The sequence below is a fragment of the Tsuneonella sp. HG249 genome (genome assembly GCF_053819205.1).
The window spans coordinates 711,642-726,525 of the sequence record NZ_JBSOQY010000001.1 but is presented as its reverse complement, the minus strand read 5'-3'; the positions used below and the strand labels follow the sequence as shown (position 1 = coordinate 726,525).

At 66.4% G+C, this 14,884-nt stretch carries 15 protein-coding genes; 10 read left to right on the top strand and 5 right to left on the bottom strand.

The window, feature by feature from the left end:
• Positions 1-23 precede the first annotated feature (23 nt).
• Genes ACWPM1_RS03545 through ACWPM1_RS03520 form a run of 6 tightly spaced genes read left to right on the top strand, consistent with a single transcriptional unit; the run spans position 24 to position 6,150 of the window.
• Entirely contained in the window at positions 24-680 is a 657-nt protein-coding gene (locus ACWPM1_RS03545) for a hypothetical protein (RefSeq protein WP_455693459.1), read from the top strand.
• Positions 677-1,954 carry a DUF4350 domain-containing protein gene (locus ACWPM1_RS03540; protein ID WP_455693458.1) on the top strand — a complete coding sequence of 426 codons (1,278 nt, stop codon included), beginning with the start codon at positions 677-679 and terminating at the stop codon, positions 1,952-1,954. Before ACWPM1_RS03545 ends, ACWPM1_RS03540 begins: the two co-directional genes overlap by 4 nt.
• The gene (locus ACWPM1_RS03535) at positions 1,951-2,913 is read left to right on the top strand and encodes an AAA family ATPase (protein WP_455693457.1); all 963 of its coding nucleotides are present in this window, start codon (positions 1,951-1,953) and stop codon (positions 2,911-2,913) included. The genes ACWPM1_RS03540 and ACWPM1_RS03535 overlap by 4 nt, the downstream gene beginning before the upstream one ends.
• Complete coding sequence (locus ACWPM1_RS03530) at positions 2,910-4,223, top strand: DUF58 domain-containing protein (RefSeq protein ID WP_455693456.1); 1,314 nt, start codon at positions 2,910-2,912, stop codon at positions 4,221-4,223. The genes ACWPM1_RS03535 and ACWPM1_RS03530 overlap by 4 nt, the downstream gene beginning before the upstream one ends.
• Positions 4,220-5,254, top strand: a complete 1,035-nt coding sequence (locus ACWPM1_RS03525) for a stage II sporulation protein M (protein WP_455693455.1) — start codon at positions 4,220-4,222, stop codon at positions 5,252-5,254. The genes ACWPM1_RS03530 and ACWPM1_RS03525 overlap by 4 nt, the downstream gene beginning before the upstream one ends.
• Positions 5,251-6,150, top strand: coding sequence for an RDD family protein (locus tag ACWPM1_RS03520; protein WP_455693454.1), 900 nt, complete (start codon positions 5,251-5,253; stop codon positions 6,148-6,150). The genes ACWPM1_RS03525 and ACWPM1_RS03520 overlap by 4 nt, the downstream gene beginning before the upstream one ends.
• A gap of 25 nt (positions 6,151-6,175) precedes the next feature.
• Here ACWPM1_RS03520 and ACWPM1_RS03515 read toward each other — a convergent pair whose 3' ends face one another.
• Both ACWPM1_RS03515 and ACWPM1_RS03510 read right to left on the bottom strand, forming a co-directional pair.
• On the bottom strand, positions 6,176-6,625 hold the full coding sequence (locus ACWPM1_RS03515; protein WP_455693453.1) for a hypothetical protein: 450 nt from the start codon (positions 6,623-6,625) through the stop codon (positions 6,176-6,178).
• Between the two features lie 275 nt (positions 6,626-6,900).
• A complete protein-coding gene (locus ACWPM1_RS03510; RefSeq protein ID WP_455693452.1) occupies positions 6,901-7,905 on the bottom strand; it encodes an isoaspartyl peptidase/L-asparaginase family protein in 1,005 nt (334 codons plus the stop codon).
• A gap of 44 nt (positions 7,906-7,949) precedes the next feature.
• Between ACWPM1_RS03510 and ACWPM1_RS03505 the strand changes: the two genes are divergently transcribed.
• The gene (locus tag ACWPM1_RS03505) at positions 7,950-8,468 is read left to right on the top strand and encodes an N-acetyltransferase family protein (RefSeq protein WP_455693451.1); all 519 of its coding nucleotides are present in this window, start codon (positions 7,950-7,952) and stop codon (positions 8,466-8,468) included.
• Here the strand turns inward: ACWPM1_RS03505 and ACWPM1_RS03500 are convergent.
• Positions 8,448-9,206: a hypothetical protein gene (locus tag ACWPM1_RS03500; protein WP_455693450.1), complete on the bottom strand. Its 759-nt coding sequence runs from the start codon at positions 9,204-9,206 to the stop codon at positions 8,448-8,450. The two genes, ACWPM1_RS03505 and ACWPM1_RS03500, sit on opposite strands and share 21 nt — an antisense overlap.
• A 114-nt stretch (positions 9,207-9,320) precedes the next feature.
• Positions 9,321-10,340 carry a zinc transporter ZntB gene (locus tag ACWPM1_RS03495; protein ID WP_455693449.1) on the bottom strand — a complete coding sequence of 340 codons (1,020 nt, stop codon included), beginning with the start codon at positions 10,338-10,340 and terminating at the stop codon, positions 9,321-9,323.
• A 72-nt stretch (positions 10,341-10,412) separates the two neighbouring features.
• Here ACWPM1_RS03495 and ispG point away from each other — a divergent pair, with 72 nt between their 5' ends.
• Both ispG and ACWPM1_RS03485 read left to right on the top strand, forming a co-directional pair.
• A complete protein-coding gene (ispG, locus tag ACWPM1_RS03490) occupies positions 10,413-11,555 on the top strand; it encodes a flavodoxin-dependent (E)-4-hydroxy-3-methylbut-2-enyl-diphosphate synthase (RefSeq protein ID WP_455693448.1) in 1,143 nt (380 codons plus the stop codon).
• A gap of 42 nt (positions 11,556-11,597) precedes the next feature.
• On the top strand, positions 11,598-12,311 hold the full coding sequence (locus ACWPM1_RS03485; protein ID WP_455695119.1) for a murein L,D-transpeptidase catalytic domain-containing protein: 714 nt from the start codon (positions 11,598-11,600) through the stop codon (positions 12,309-12,311).
• A gap of 64 nt (positions 12,312-12,375) precedes the next feature.
• On the opposite strand, the gene ACWPM1_RS03480 is transcribed toward ACWPM1_RS03485, so the two are convergent.
• A complete protein-coding gene (locus ACWPM1_RS03480; RefSeq protein WP_455695118.1) occupies positions 12,376-13,701 on the bottom strand; it encodes a L,D-transpeptidase family protein in 1,326 nt (441 codons plus the stop codon).
• A 201-nt stretch (positions 13,702-13,902) separates the two neighbouring features.
• Between ACWPM1_RS03480 and ACWPM1_RS03475 the strand changes: the two genes are divergently transcribed.
• On the top strand, positions 13,903-14,796 hold the full coding sequence (locus ACWPM1_RS03475; protein ID WP_455693447.1) for a DMT family transporter: 894 nt from the start codon (positions 13,903-13,905) through the stop codon (positions 14,794-14,796).
• The last annotated feature ends 88 nt before the right edge of the window (positions 14,797-14,884 follow it).

Below are 14,884 nucleotides of genomic sequence, written 5' to 3'. Positions count from 1 at the left end.
ACGCGGCGTGTCACCACCGCACGGTGACGACGGGGGCTCAGCAAATCGGCGAAGCGGGCGAGGCCTGGGAAGCCGTCCGCGCCGACGAGGCGATCCAGTTCACTCCGGTCGAAGTGGCGCCGCCCGAACCCCGCGAGCCGCCAAGCTGGCTCGACGCCTTCTTCGAATGGCTCGGCAGCCTCCTCGAACCCCTGGGCCGAGCGCTGGGGCTGAGTTGGCCGGTATTCAAATGGGTGCTTCTGGCGATCGGCGTCGGGGCTGCCCTGTTGCTCTTGTGGCGCATGCTCGCGCCCGCACTCGGCTGGCGGCCGCGCCCGGGCGAAGCGGGCGCTGAGGAAGCCGACTGGACGCCTGACGCCGGTGCCGCCCTAGCTCTACTCGAGGATGCGGACCGGCTGGCCGCTGATGGGCGTTACGACGAGGCCACTCACCTGCTGCTCCAGCGCAGCATCGGCCAGATCGCCGATGTCCGGCCCGATCTCGTCGAACCCGCCACCACCGCGCGCGAGCTGTCGGCTCTAAGCGCGCTGACGGACTCCGCGCGCGCCGCCTTCGGCACCATTGCCACCCGCGTCGAACGGAGTCTCTTCGCCCTGCGATCGCTCGACCGCGACGACTGGCAAGCGGCACGCGCGGCCTATGCAGAATTTGCTCTCGCCACACTGCCCCAGGCGGTATGAGCGGGGTTTTCAATCCCCGTACAGTGCTCGCTGTGATCGTGTTCGGGGCCGTGGCCTTTCTGGCGATGCTGTGGTTCATCGGGCAAGGAGACACAGGTCCGGGGCCTGAGAACGGGCAGGCGCACGCGGCCGGGCACGGCCTGACTGGCTATGCCGGGCTTGCCGATCTGTTGCAGAAACAGGGCCACAGCGTTTCGCTGTCGCGCACCCCGGCCCGGTTCGGCGACGAAGCGCTTCTGATCTTGACCCCAACGATGTCCGCCGACCCCGACGACATCATCGAGGTTATCGAGGGCCGGCGATACCAGGGGCCTACCCTCCTGATTCTGCCGAAGTGGTTCGCCGCCCCGCTACCGCCGGGCACCAAGGACGGACGCGGTGGCTGGGTCTCGCTCATCAGCGCGCAAACGCCCCCCTGGGCGGGCGAACTCGACGATGCGCTCGAGATGGACGTAAGCATCGAGACGCTTGCCGAGAGCACCATCCCGGACTGGCGCGGGACGGGCGAATTGGCGGGCCGCCTACCCGATCGCTCCCGGGTGCAAGCCCTGCGCGACGGATTGTGGGCAGGCGTGGTGAGGGATTCGTCCGGTCGAGACCTTGTCGCCTACACGGACGACGACGGGTGCTACCCCGTGCTCGACACTGCCGCCGGCTACGACACGCCGGACGAGCAGGATTGCGATGGCAGGCGGTGGACGGTCATGGTCGTCTTCGAGCCCGATATCCTCAACAACTACGGCCTTGCGGAGCGCAACCGCGCGATGCTCGCTGCCCGACTGGTTGATATTGCCCGCGAGGGGCAGGACATTCCCGTGATCTTCGATCTGACCCTGGCGGGGCTGGGCGGACAGCGCAACTTGCTCACGTTGGCGTTCGCTCCGCCCTTCCTGGCGGCAACACTGTGCCTCATCGCCGCTCTAGTCGCGGTCGGCTGGCGGGCGTTCGGACGCTTCGGGCCGCCGTTCGCGGAAGTGCCGGAGATCGCGTTCGGCAAGACGCAGTTGGCCTCGAACTCCGCAGGTCTAGTCCGGCGGAGCCGGCGCTATCATTTGCTGGCACGTCCGTACGCCGGGCTGGTCGGTCGAAGGCTCGCCGCGGTCCTCGGGCTGCGGGGTTCCGACGCGTCGGCAATCGACGCGGCCCTTGCCCGACGGCCAGACGAACTTTCCTATTCCGCTCTCGTCGCGAGGCTTGAACAGTCACGCGGGGCGAACGAAACGCTTCGGGCGGCGCACGCTCTCTACACGCTCGAAAGGACACTTCGCCGATGACCATGACGCTCGACGAGGTCCGCTCGCTCGCCTCTGCCATTCGTAGCGAAATCGGCAAGGCGATCGTCGGTCAGGAGGAAACGGTCGAGCACCTGCTCGTCGCCCTGCTCGCGGAGGGCCATGTCCTGCTCGAGGGACCGCCTGGCACCGCCAAGACGTTTTTGGCCCAGTGCTTCGCCTGCGCCGTGGGCCTCGACTTCGGCCGGATCCAGTTCACGCCGGACTTGTTGCCGGGCGATATCCTGGGCTCCAACCTGTTCAATTTCCAGACCAGCCAGTTCACGCTCACCCGAGGGCCGATTTTTTGCGATCTGCTGTTGGCCGACGAGATCAACCGCACGCCTCCCAAGACCCAGGCCGCGCTGCTTGAGGCGATGCAAGAGCGCAAGGTCACGCTCGACGGCGAAACGCACTCGCTACCGCCGCGCTTTATGGTCGTCGCCACGCAAAATCCGATCGAGAGCCAGGGGGTCTATCCCTTGCCCGAAGCGCAGCTCGACCGGTTTCTGTTCAAGCTCATCGTGCCTTACCCCTCGGTCGAGGACGAGGCCCGGATCGTTACCCGCTTCGCCCAGCGGCAAGGTCCGCCACGGCCGGCCGAGTTCGGTATCGAACATGTGGCCGATGCTGTCAGGCTGGCTGCCGCGACCGAGGCGTTGAATCAGATCACGGTCGCGGCAGAAGTCGTCGACTACGTCGTGCGGCTGGTCAGGGGAACGCGCGAGAGCGCCGATCTCTCCAACGGCGCGAGCCCCCGCGCCGCGGTGAGCCTTGCCAACGCCGCCCGCGCCCGCGCGGCGCTCGAGGGGAGGGACTACGTTCTACCCGACGACGTCAAGGCGCTCGCAACCGCGGTGCTACGTCACCGCCTCGTGCTGAGTCCCGCCGCGGAGATCGAAGGCCGGTTGGTGGAGGACCTCGTCGCCGAGCTAATCGAGCGAACCGAGGCGCCGCGTTGATCCTGCCGACCGCCCGGGCGGTCCTGATCGCCGCGCTTGCGGCCCCCGTCGCGCTGGTCATTGCAGCGGCAGCGCCGGCCGCGTGGCTCGTTGCGCCGTTCGCCGCGCTCGGTCTGCTAGTGCTGATCCTGGCGGACGTGCTCTTGGCCGGACGGTTGACCGAGTGGAAGGTAGCCGCACCCGCCGACGCGGAAGTTGGCGAGCAGTTGGCGATTGCGGTGATGGCGGACATTGCCGGCCGATCGGGCGGCGGGCTGGTGGAAGCCAGCCTCGGGTTCGATCCCCGTCTTGGCGGCTCGGGCCGCGCACAGGTCCGCTTACACCCTTCGCACAATGCCTGGCAGGGGGCGGCGACCATCGTGCCGAACCGGCGCGGAAAGGGCGAACTCGCGCGCGTTTGGTTGCGCTGGACTGGTCCGCTCGGGCTAGGCGCGCGGCAAGTCTCCCATCGGCTCGATCAGGCAGTGCGCGTGTGGCCGGATCTCTCCCCCGTGCGCAGCCCGGCGCTTCAGCATTTCCTGCGCGACGCCGCGTTCGGCCTGGTTGCCCGGCGCATTCGCGGCGAAGGCACCCAATTCGAGGCGCTGAGCGAGTACCACCCGGGAATGGATCGGCGCCGGCTCGACTGGAAGACCAGCGCGCGCCACACCCGTCTGTTCGCGAGGGAGAACGAGGCGGAGCGCAACAACCAGATCGTGTTCGCATTTGATTGCGGCCAAGCCATGTGCGAGCCGGTCGACGGCCTGCCGCGGATCGACCGCGCAGTATCGGCCGCACTCACGGCAGCATGGGTGGCGATCAAGGGTGGCGACCGGGTGAGCCTGTTCGGCTTCGCCCGCCGGCCCGAGGTCATGACACCGTTCTATGGCGAAACGCGTGCGTTTCACCGGCTGCAATCGGCCGCCGCCGGCCTCGATTACCATGCCGAAGAACCCAATTTCACGCTCGCGCTGGCGACGCTGTCGGCAAGGCTGAAGCGGCGCAGCCTCATCGTCCTTTTCTCGGATTTCACGGATCCCACCAGCGCGGAACTGATGGTGGAGAGCCTCGGCAGGCTGATCGACCGCCACCTGATCCTTTTCGTGACGATGGAGGACACCGAGCTTTCCGCACTCCAGCAGGCGGAACCCACCAACCTTGACGCCTTGGCGACCGCGGTGTCCGCCGATACCCTCGCCCGCCAGCGCGCGCTCGTTCTACGGCGCCTTCGGCAGTTGGGGATCGATGTGCTCGAAGCCCCCTGGCAGGTCATCGGCTATCGACTGATCGACCGCTATCTCGATATCAAGCGCAAGGGGGGGATCGGGTGAACGCACCCTCTCCGGCCACCAGCCTCGAAGCGGCAGTCCTGCGATCGGACAGGTTCCGGATCGCCCGCGAAGGCGAGTGGGCGCGGCTCGAGGCGATCGTTGCAGCGATGGAGCGGGGTCGTCTGCGCCGCCTCTCCGACGACGACGTGCTCGCCTTGCCGGCGCTTTACCGCACCGCGGCCTCCAGCCTGGCGGTGGCGCGCGAGACATCGCTCGACGGCGCCACCCTGAGCTACCTCGAGGGGCTCGTCCAGCGTGCCTGGTTCCAGGTCTACGGGCCCCGACAGGGGTTCGCCCGCTGGTTCGCAGATTTCCTCGGCGGGGGACTATCCGCGGCCGTGCGCAGCATCTGGTTGGATATCTGCATCGCTCTTGCGGTTATGATCGCGGGCGGGATCGCGGGATGGCTGCTCGTGAGCGAGGATCAGGAATGGTACTGGACCCTCGTCCCCAGCCAGTTCTCCGATACCCGGGTGCCGGGCGCCAGCCGCGAAGCACTCCTGCAGACGCTCGCTACGGAGGACAGCGCCGCGGGCCTTTCCGGCTTTGCCGCATTCCTGTTCCAGAACAACGCCGGGGTCTCGATCCTCGCCTTTGCGCTCGGCTTCGCCTTCGGGATCCCCACCTTGCTCCTACTGCTCAAGGAGATGGCCACTCTCGGGGCGATGGTTTGGCTATTCTCGACCCAGGAGCTTTCTCTCGAGTTCGCTGCCTGGCTATCGGTCCACGGCACGACCGAACTATTCGCCATCCTGCTCGCGGGCGCAGCGGGCCTTCATGTCGGGAGGGCGATGGCCTTCCCCGGTGATCGCTCGATCATGGCCGCGACCGCCGCCGCCGGACGGCGATCCGCGACCGTCATGGTGGGGGTCGTGCTGATGCTGGTGGTCGCCGCATTGCTCGAGGCATTTCCACGCCAATTGGTCGGCGAAACGTCGGAACGGCTGATTATCGGCGGATCGACGCTCGCAGCCTGGCTGGCCTACTTCTTCGTCTTTCGCCGCGTGCCCGCGGGGCAATCCGCGCGTTGAATACCAGGCTCCTTCAGCACGACGCCAAGCGCGCACGCACGGTCGTTACGCCGGAAGGCATCGCCCTGCCCTTCAAAATCGCGACCCGCGGTGCACGCTTGGGGGCTCTGCTGCTCGATTACCTGATCCTGCTCATCATCACGCTCGCGGTGACCCTGTTCGTCGCTTACGTCGCCGGGGGGCTAAGCATGATGGCCGGGAAAGCGGAAGGGGGCTCCGGTGAATTTCTAGGCGTCGTCTGGATGCTGTTCTGGTTCGTCGCGTGGAACGGCTACTTCATGGCCTTCGAGCTGTCGCCGCGCGGCGCCACTCCCGGCAAGCGGATCACCGGCATCAGGGTCGCTGCGCGGGACGGGGGCCGCCTCACCGCCGAAGCGGTGATCGCGCGCAACCTGCTCCGCGATATCGAACTGTTCCTGCCGCTGATCTTTCTCGTGGTCGCGCCGACTGGGCAGGCCGGTTCCGCCGGCATGGCGGGGTTGCTGTGGTTTCTGGTCTTCGCCTTCTTTCCCTTCTTCAACCGGGATGCACTGCGCGCCGGAGACCTGGTCGCAGGGACGTGGGTGGTCGAAGCGCCGCGCAAGAAGCTCGCGGCCATTCTGTCGGTCGCCGAGGGTGCGCGAGGCTCGAGCCGTGTGACTGGGGCGACCTATCGCTTCGGAGAGGCCGAGCTGGCCGTCTATGGCGAGTACGAGCTGCAGACGCTGGAGCGCATACTGCGCGATAACCGGCCTGATGCCCTCGCCGCCGTGCACGAGGCGATCTGCCGGAAGATCGGATGGAATCCCGGGGCGGGCGACGAACGCGCCTTCCTCGAGGCCTATTACGCGCAGTTTCGAGCGCGGCTCGAAGGTGGGATGCGTTTCGGGAAGCGAAAGGCGGACAAGTTCAGCTGAACCCGTCCGCCCCGCTATCACTAGATTACTTCTTCCACTGGAGATTACGCAGCAGCGTCGTGCTGCCCACCGTGCGATAGGCGGCGCGGCCCGCCGATTCCTCCATCAGCTTTTCCTCGGTGCGCTTGTACCGTGCAGCCATCGCCTGACGCCGACGCTCACCTTCGGCATTGTCGACGAAAGCCTTGAAGTACCGCACGAGATAGATGTCGGGCTCGCCTTCGCGGGGATGGACGTTGCTGAGGATCTCGTAACGGGTATTCCAGCCCTGAGCGACGAAGAAGTCTTCGTTCGACCGCCACTCGCCCGCGAGCCATTGAGCATACTTGAGCTCGGACCCGTCGGCGATGTCGATGCCGGTCACTTCCATGTAATCCCCGCCGTCGAAAGGGTAAGGATCCTTTTCCTGTGCCGATGCCCCAACGGCAAATGTCATCGCTACCGCGCCAAGCGCAGCCAGTCCCAGCTTTTTCATTTTATGCCCTCTCAAAGCACGGCAGGCGCGAACTGCGCCTCCGGCATGGCTCTGGAGTCGGGCGACCCTCACGTGTCCCCTGTGGGCCGGCCCCTCGGCGAGGGAGACGCTAGGCGGATTCCGCCGCTTGTCGAGTCTCAATCGGAGACACAAGGACCACGCCATCAAGACAAATATCGTTCTTCTCGATGATGTAGAACAGGTAGCAGATCAGGAGGTCGACAGGGGCGATCCGCAACCAGTCCATACCTAGTGGCGGCCGCACGAAGCTCCCCTCATTCGTCGGCAAAAATCGCTACCTCGTTGAGCCCCGCCGAGTTGGCGCGGCCGCGGTACATCCCGGGGGTGTTCATGCTGAACACCGCCTCGCCATCCTTGGAAACCGCGATGATGCCGCCATCACCGCCCAGCGCGCCGACCTCGGCGATCACCGCATCGGCGGCGGTCTGCATGTCTTCGCCCGCGAGCAGCATGCGATTGCAGACCTGGTGAGCCACGCCGACCCGGATAAAGTATTCACCCGATCCCGTGGCGCTTACCGCGCAGGAGCGGTCGTCCGCATAGGTCCCGGCGCCGATGACGGGCGAGTCCCCGATACGCCCCCAGCGCTTTCCCGTCATTCCACCGGTGGAGGTACCGGCGGCGAGGTGGCCGGCACTATCACGGGCGACCGCGCCGACGGTGCCGTACTTGAACTCGACGTCGAGCGCCGAGAGATTTTTCGCCTTCAACTCTTCGAGCTGCCGCCGGCGCTCGTCGGTGGCGAACCATTCGGGCGATACGATCTCGAGCTTGCGGTCTCCGGCAAACTCCTCGGCGCCTTTGCCCGAGAGGAACACATGGCGCCCGTCGTCCATCACCGCCCTTGCTAACAAGATCGGGTGGCGCACCGTCCGCAATCCGGCCACCGCACCCGCGCGCCGGCCGTTGCCGTCCATGATCGAGGCGTCGAGCTCGTTGGTGCCGTCCCAGGTGAAAACCGCGCCGCGCCCGGCGTTGAATTTCGGATCGTCCTCGAGGATCGTGATGGCCGCGGTGACCGCGTCGAGCGCCGTTCCACCTTCGCGCAGGACCTTGGCCCCAGCGTCGAGCGCGGCCCGCAAGGCGGCCTTATATTCCGCCTGCTGCGCGGGACTCATTCGCGAGCGTTCCAGGGTTCCGGCGCCCCCATGGATCGCTAAGCTCCAGCTCGGCGTCATGGGTTTCTCCTCGGCAATGGCGGCGGACGGCAGCAGCAGCGCTGCGATGAACAGGATCAGGCGCATGTCGCGGTCTACCATGCACCATTGGCCGGGCCAGCATTTTCCGCTCTAGGGAGGCTTCTATGATCCTGCGAACAGCGACCTCCGATGACATTCACGCCTTGGTGGAACTCGGGCGGCAGAGCTTCACCAGTGCGTTCGGTCATCTTTACCGGCCCGAGGACCTCGCCGCGTTCCTCGATGCATTCCGAGCGCCAGAAAAGCTCGCTGCCGATATCCGATCCGATAATGTGGTCGTGACGGTGGCTGATGCTAGCGGCGCCTTTCTGGGATACTCGACCGTCTACCTTGGCAGGGGTTTCGACGAGCGCCCGCCGCCCCGCCCAACGCACCCGGCGACCCTCAGCCAGCTTTATTGCGCCAGCGAGGCGACCGGGCGTGGCATCGGCACCGCGCTGCTGGAGCACGCCCTCGACGAGGCCCGCGCGCACGGATGCGACGCGGTACAGCTTTCCGTCTACAGCGAGAACTTCGGCGCCCAGCGGCTCTACGGGCGCTACGGATTCGCGAAAGTCGCGGACATCGACTTCTGGGTCGGCAATCACCGCGACGACGAATTCCTATACGAGCTGCGGCTCTGACATTTCGCATGATCGGGTGTGCCATGCGGTCCGCTCAGCGTGGAAGAACCCGACTACCATCAGGAATGTCAGGTTAAGGAAGGCGAACTCGCCGCCGTCTTCGAGCCAAGTCTGGAAATCGAGCATCGCCAACGTGTGCGGACCCCAGGTGACGAGCATGTCGACGGCCACGCCGAACACCGCGGCGCCGCCGATACCGGCGGCGATGAACAGGCTGCGGACCGCGGCGCGGGGCTTCGCGCCGAGCAGCGCGGTGGCGAGTCCGACGAGCCAGATGCTGCCGGCGAGTGCGAAGAAGAGCGCCTCGCCGATGTGGTGGGCGGCGACCGGGAAATCCGCCGGCAACGGCAGTATCGGCGCGACCCAGTGACCGAACTTCTCGTGAAATTCCAGCATGTTGTCGAGCGTCAGCCAGACCATCATGACCGCGTTGGCGAGGTATGCGGTCGGCCCGAGCCGGCGCCAGAGCACGAACAGCATGAGTGCGGATGAAGCGCTTAAAGCGTACTCGAACACCTCACCAAAACTATGATCTTGCGAGATGAAGAACTGTACAGGAAGAGCAGCACCCGTCGCGTCCCCGTAATGCGCCGCAACATCGAGGCCGACCAGCACGCCCGCATATGGCCACAGCCACATGATCGCGCGCCGCACTGCCTCGCTTGCCGCGAGCAGCCGGGCCTGGCCGGCGGCTTCCGCCGCCAATGAGGCAACCCAGGCGCGGAGTACGCGGAACATCGACAAGTCTTCCCGAGAATGGCGAGCAGCCGCGCTAGCGGCATGCCAAACCGCTGTCGGTTAACGGACGTGGCTAACGCGCCCCGCCCTCGCCGCTGTCCCGGGGTGATACGGTCAGAGCCATTTCCAGCGGCGGAACAGGAACAGGATAATTCCTCCGAACACCGCGCACAGGCCCGTGACCAGCCAGAAGCCGTAAGGATGCCCCTCGAGGTCGGCCCACGGCATCCCGCCGACGTTGATGCCGAACAGGCCAACGAGAAAGCTCAGCGGCAGGAAGACGGTCGCAACGAGAGTCAGACGACGATTGGTCTTCTCCGACCGGGCGAGCGCGCGGCTGCGCAATTCGTCCATCAGCACGACTGCGCTTTCCTTGCTGATGTCGATATCGTCGATGAAGCGGCGAAGCAGGGCAATCGTCTCGCCGATCGTCTGCCGGTCGTGCTTCTCGAACCAGCCGGGTGCATCGCGGCTGATAGATTCGAGCGCGACGTGCTCCGGGCCCATGTGGCGCTGCAGGGCGAGGGCGCTGCGGCGGATCGCCACGACGTCGGCCAGCAACTGCTCATGGTCGACATCGGCGAATTCCAGGTCCTCGAGCCGGTCGATCTCGTCGTTCATGTCGACGATGACGCGGTTGATCCGGTGGACCATGTGCTCGGCAAGCGAGGTGATCAGCGCCCCGGCGTCCAGGGGGCCATGACCGGAATCGACCTCGTCGAGCATGTCGCGGGTGGTCTGCAGCGGATGGCGGCGGAGCGTGATCACGCGCTTGCCGTCGGACCACAGCTGCATCGACACCATGTCTTCCGGGTCGGCTCCAGGGTTGAAATTGATCGCGCGCAGGGTGGCCACGAGTACCTCCCCGTCGCGAAATGCGCGAGGGCGGGTGTCGTCGCTGGTGAGCAGTTCGGCGATGCTCTCGGGTATGCCGAATTCGGTTTGCAGCCACTCGCCAACCTCCGGCTGGGTCCGGTCGACGTGAAGCCAAAGCACCTCGGTGGGCGTGGCCTGCTGCCAGCCCTGCGCATGCTTCCACGAAACTTCCCGCGCGCCGCCCTTGCCATCGAGCACGCGCCCGATCAGCAGGGGACCATCGCAGGTTTCATCGTCGACCGGGTCGGGAGCGTTCATGCGGGCGGCTCATGCCGCAAGTCGAGCCCGCTGTCATTGCCCCTTCACCTGCTGCGGCCTATATGCGCGGCCATGTCCTCGATCCGTCCATGGCGCGACATCGCGCGCCGCCAGTCCCGCCAGATCATGGTCGGCAAGGTTCCCGTCGGCGGGGATGCGCCGATCAGCGTGCAGACGATGACCAACACGCCGACCGAGGACGTGGGGGCGACGATCGACCAGATTCGCCGCTGCGAGGACGCCGGCGTCGACATCATCCGCGTTTCGTGCCCGACCGAAGAATCCACCCGGCATTTCGACCGGATCACGCGCGCGGCCAACGTGCCCGTCGTCGCCGACATCCACTTCCACTACAAACGCGCGCTCGAAGCGGCCGACAAGGGCGCCGCCTGCCTGCGCATCAACCCGGGCAACATCGGGTCCGGGGAACGGGTGGCGGAAGTCGTTCGCGCCGCCAAGGCCAACGGCTGCGCGATCCGCATCGGGGTCAACGCCGGCAGCCTCGAGAAGGACCTGCTCGAGAAGTACGGCGAGCCTTGCCCCGAGGCGCTCGTCGAAAGCGCACTCGACCATATCAAGCTGCTGCAGGACCACGATTTTCACGAATTCAAGGTCGCCGTGAAGGCAAGCGACGTGTTCCTCGCGGTCGCCGCCTACATGCAGCTCGCCGATGCGGTCGACTGCCCGCTGCACCTCGGGATCACCGAAGCCGGCGGCTTGATCGGCGGCACGGTCAAGTCCAGCATCGGCATCGGCAACCTGCTGTGGGCCGGGGTCGGCGACACCATTCGTGTCAGCCTCTCGGCCGAGCCCGAGCAGGAAGTCCGCGTCGGCTTCGAGATACTGAAGAGCCTGGGACTGCGCACCCGCGGCGTGCGCATCGTCAGCTGCCCCTCCTGCTCGCGGCAGGGGTTCGACGTCATCCGCACGGTCGAGGCGCTGGAAAAGCGCCTGGAGCATATCAAGACGCCGCTCAGCCTCTCGGTGCTGGGCTGCGTCGTCAACGGCCCCGGCGAGGCGCGCGAGACCGACATCGGCCTCACCGGCGGCGGTGCGGGCAAGCACATGGTCTATCTCTCGGGGGTGACCGATCATCACGTGCAGAGCGAGCACATGCTCGACCACATCGTCAGTCTGGTCGAGGCCAAGGCCGCCGAGATCGAGGCCGGGATGAGCGATGCCGGGCAGGCCGACGTGGCCGAGGCCGCGGAATGAGGTTCAGCCTGTCGTTAGGATTCCTTCGTTAGAGTGGCGGGCATGAAGCGGCGCGATCTCCTGGCCGGATCCATTGCCGTCGGCGCGACGCTGGCGGTTCCCGCGGTGCGCGCCCAAGTGCCTGCGACGCCCAATCCGCTTGGTTTGCGCGATCGCCGGCTGTTCGCGATCGCGCAAGAGCAGATGGCGCGGCACGGGCGAGGCCTGTGGCACCGCGACGTCGTCGGCGTGGTCGACTTCGGCCTCCATTCGCGCGAGCCACGGCTCCACCTGGTCGATTTCGACCGCTCCACCGTCGACAGTTACCACTGCGCCCACGGCATGGGCTCGGACCCGGAGCACGACGGCTGGCTCAACTGGTTCTCGAATGTCCATGAATCGTGGTGCTCGAGCCGCGGCGCGTACATGACCTTCGGCTGGTACAGCGGCCAATTCGGCACCTCGATGCGGCTTGAAGGTCGCGAGCCGACCAATTCGAACGCGCTCGATCGCGCGATCGTGATGCACCGCGCCAGCTACTGCGAGCCCGGGCACATCGCGAAGTTCGGCAAGCTCGGCCGCTCGAACGGCTGCTTCGCGATGAGTGACGCCGATTTCAAGATCGCCCTCGTGCGCCTGGCCGGAGGGCGGCTCCTGTTCGCGGACAAGCTTGGCATCGGCCCCAGCGGCGAGCACGTCACCGAGCCGCCGAAGGACCTGCAATTGCTCGTCCCCCAAGGCTCACCACAGCCGAGCGCCACCCCCGGCGTGTTTTAATCAAGCTGCCCTATACCGAGCCGTAACCCTGGGTGACGGTTCGATTGAGAGTCGCCCAACGCCCTCAGGTCGTCTGCAGGTCGTCCACGATCTCGACGGCTTCCTCGCTCGTGCTTCGAGCGCGGTTTTCCTGGCGCGGGGCATCGAAGCTCGCCAGCACGGGCGCATCGCGGGCGTAGATGTCGTTGAACTGGCGCAGCTTGCCGGTGATGTCGCGGCCCATCGTGAAATAGGTGATGTACACCGGCATCGACTTCTCGATCGGCACGCGGGTGTATTTGCCCGACTTGCTAACCGCCACCGCTTCGTCGGCCGCCGCCTTGCGCGTCTCGGGAGTAGTCGCAAGGTTGCCCAGGATCGCCAGCGTGATCGCCAGTTCCTGCGCGCGTTCGGTGCGAATGCAGCCGTGGCTCAGCGCGCGGTTCTCCTGCGCGAACAGGTTGCGGTTGGGGGTGTCGTGCAGGAAGATCGCGTGCGGGTTGGGCATGTCGAGCTTCATCAGTCCAAGCGAGTTGCCCGGCCCCGGCTGCTGGACGACGGTAACGAAGCCGGTCTTGGCATCCCGCGTGCCCTTGTAGCCGGCGGCTTTGGCCCAGCCCGGATTGCCGAGCACTTTTGCGCCCAGGCCTTCGCCCTTCACGATCGACTGCGGGACGGTCCAGGTCGGGTTGAAGATCACGCCCTCTACCGTCTCGGCCAACTGCGGTGTCGCGGTGCGGCCCGGCTTGCCGACGATCGTCCGGTAAGTGCTGATGATCTTGTCGTTGACGGTCAGCCGCAGCTGATATTCAGGCACGTTCGTGATCAGATACTGGTTGCCGAGGTCCTTCGCCAGCCAGCGCCAGCGGTCCATGTTGGCGCGGATGAGCTTGCGCTGCGCGGGGCTCGTCGCGTTGGCGAGTTCAGCCTTCAACGCGCCGTAGTCCGGATGTTCCGGGTTGAGCGAGGCGAGGGTCGCGGCGATCGAGCGGTTCTTGAGCGCCTGGGCCATGACGTCGCCCGTGCGGTAGCGGTCAGGATCGGGATCGACGACGAACCACTGCTTGCGCGCTTCCATTGGGGTGCGCCCGTCGCGCAGGTCCTCGACCAGCCAGGCGAAAGTGCGGCTGGCCGTCTCGTTGAGCGCGTCGCCGGGACCGCCGGCAATAGCGGCCTGAAGGGCGGCCGGCTTGTAATCCTTGGGATCGAGGCCTTCGGCACCGATGCCTTCCACCACCGCGGCGAGGGCGCGGGCGTCGGCTACCGTCCATACCTGGACCAGCGGCTCGGTGGGCTGGACGGTCGCCGTGGGTTCGGCGGCTTGCGGCGCAGCGGTCGCCTTCGCCGGGGCGGTCTCGGACGGAAGGAGGTTCTCGGGACCCCTGTTCTGCGCATAAGCAGCGCCCGACATGGCCAGCCCGGCCACACTCACCAGCCACGCGCGTTTGAAACCGACGATCACCACCAAAGCCCCTTGAATCTGCGCCGCAAAGCGGCCGACCTCGAATACGGCGCATGATAGCGCCGAACCACCCCTTCCTTCAACGAATACGCCTGTCGCTAGGCTGAATCTGCCTTGACCGGTGGCACGATTGCCACGAACCGGCTGGTCATGCCGCGCCGCGACCATCCCATCATGCCCGTGCTCGCCGCGATTGCCGCGATCGGCCTGCTGAGCTGGATGGATGCGTTCATGAAGGCGGCGGCGCTCGCGGTAGGGGCTTACAGCGCGCTGCTGCTGCGCGCGCCGATCGGCTTTCTCATCGCCGGGCCGGCCTGGCGCCTCAGCGGCGGCAAGTGGCCCGCTCCCGCCGTTCTGCGCATCCACCTGATTCGCGGCGTGGTGGTGGCCGCGATGGCGTTCCTGTTCTTCTTCTCGCTCACGCTGCTGCCGCTCGCGCAGGCTATCGCGCTGAGCTTCATCGCGCCGCTGTTCGCGCTGTTCCTTGCCAGCGTGTTGCTGGGCGAGCAGGTCGGGCGGCGCGCGGTGATCGGGGCGCTGCTGGGACTGTTCGGGGTCGGCGTGATCCTCGCGGGCAAGATCTGGCGCGAAGCGATGCCCGAGGGTGCGCTGCTCGGAATCGGCGCGGTCCTGACCTCGGCAATGTTTTACGCCTGGAACCTGGTGCTGACGAGGCAGCAGGCCCTGGTCGCCAAGCCGCTCGAGGTGGCGGCATTCCAGAACGCGATCACCTTCCTGGTCCTGGTCGGCTTCGCGCCGTGGTTCTTCGAGATGCCAGAGCCGGGAGAGTGGAGCGACATCGTCGTCAGTGCGCTGCTCTCGCTGTCGGGCGCGATGCTGTTCACGTGGGGCTATGCGCGCGCGGAGACCCAGCGCCTCGCGCCGCTCGAATATACGGGCTTTCTCTGGGCAGTATTATTCGGTTGGCTGTTCTTCGGCGAAGGCGTGAGTGCAGCGACCGTTGCGGGCGCGGTTCTGATCGTCGCCGGGTGCTGGATAGCCACCCGCGGCAAGGTGCCCGAGCCCGAAAATGCGGTCGCCTGACTTCGCTCGCGCCAAGCTTTCCTCGCCGCCGCTCCCCTTGACCTGAAAGCGGCTTGCGCGCAGGTGCGCGAGCGAAAATCTCGCCCCA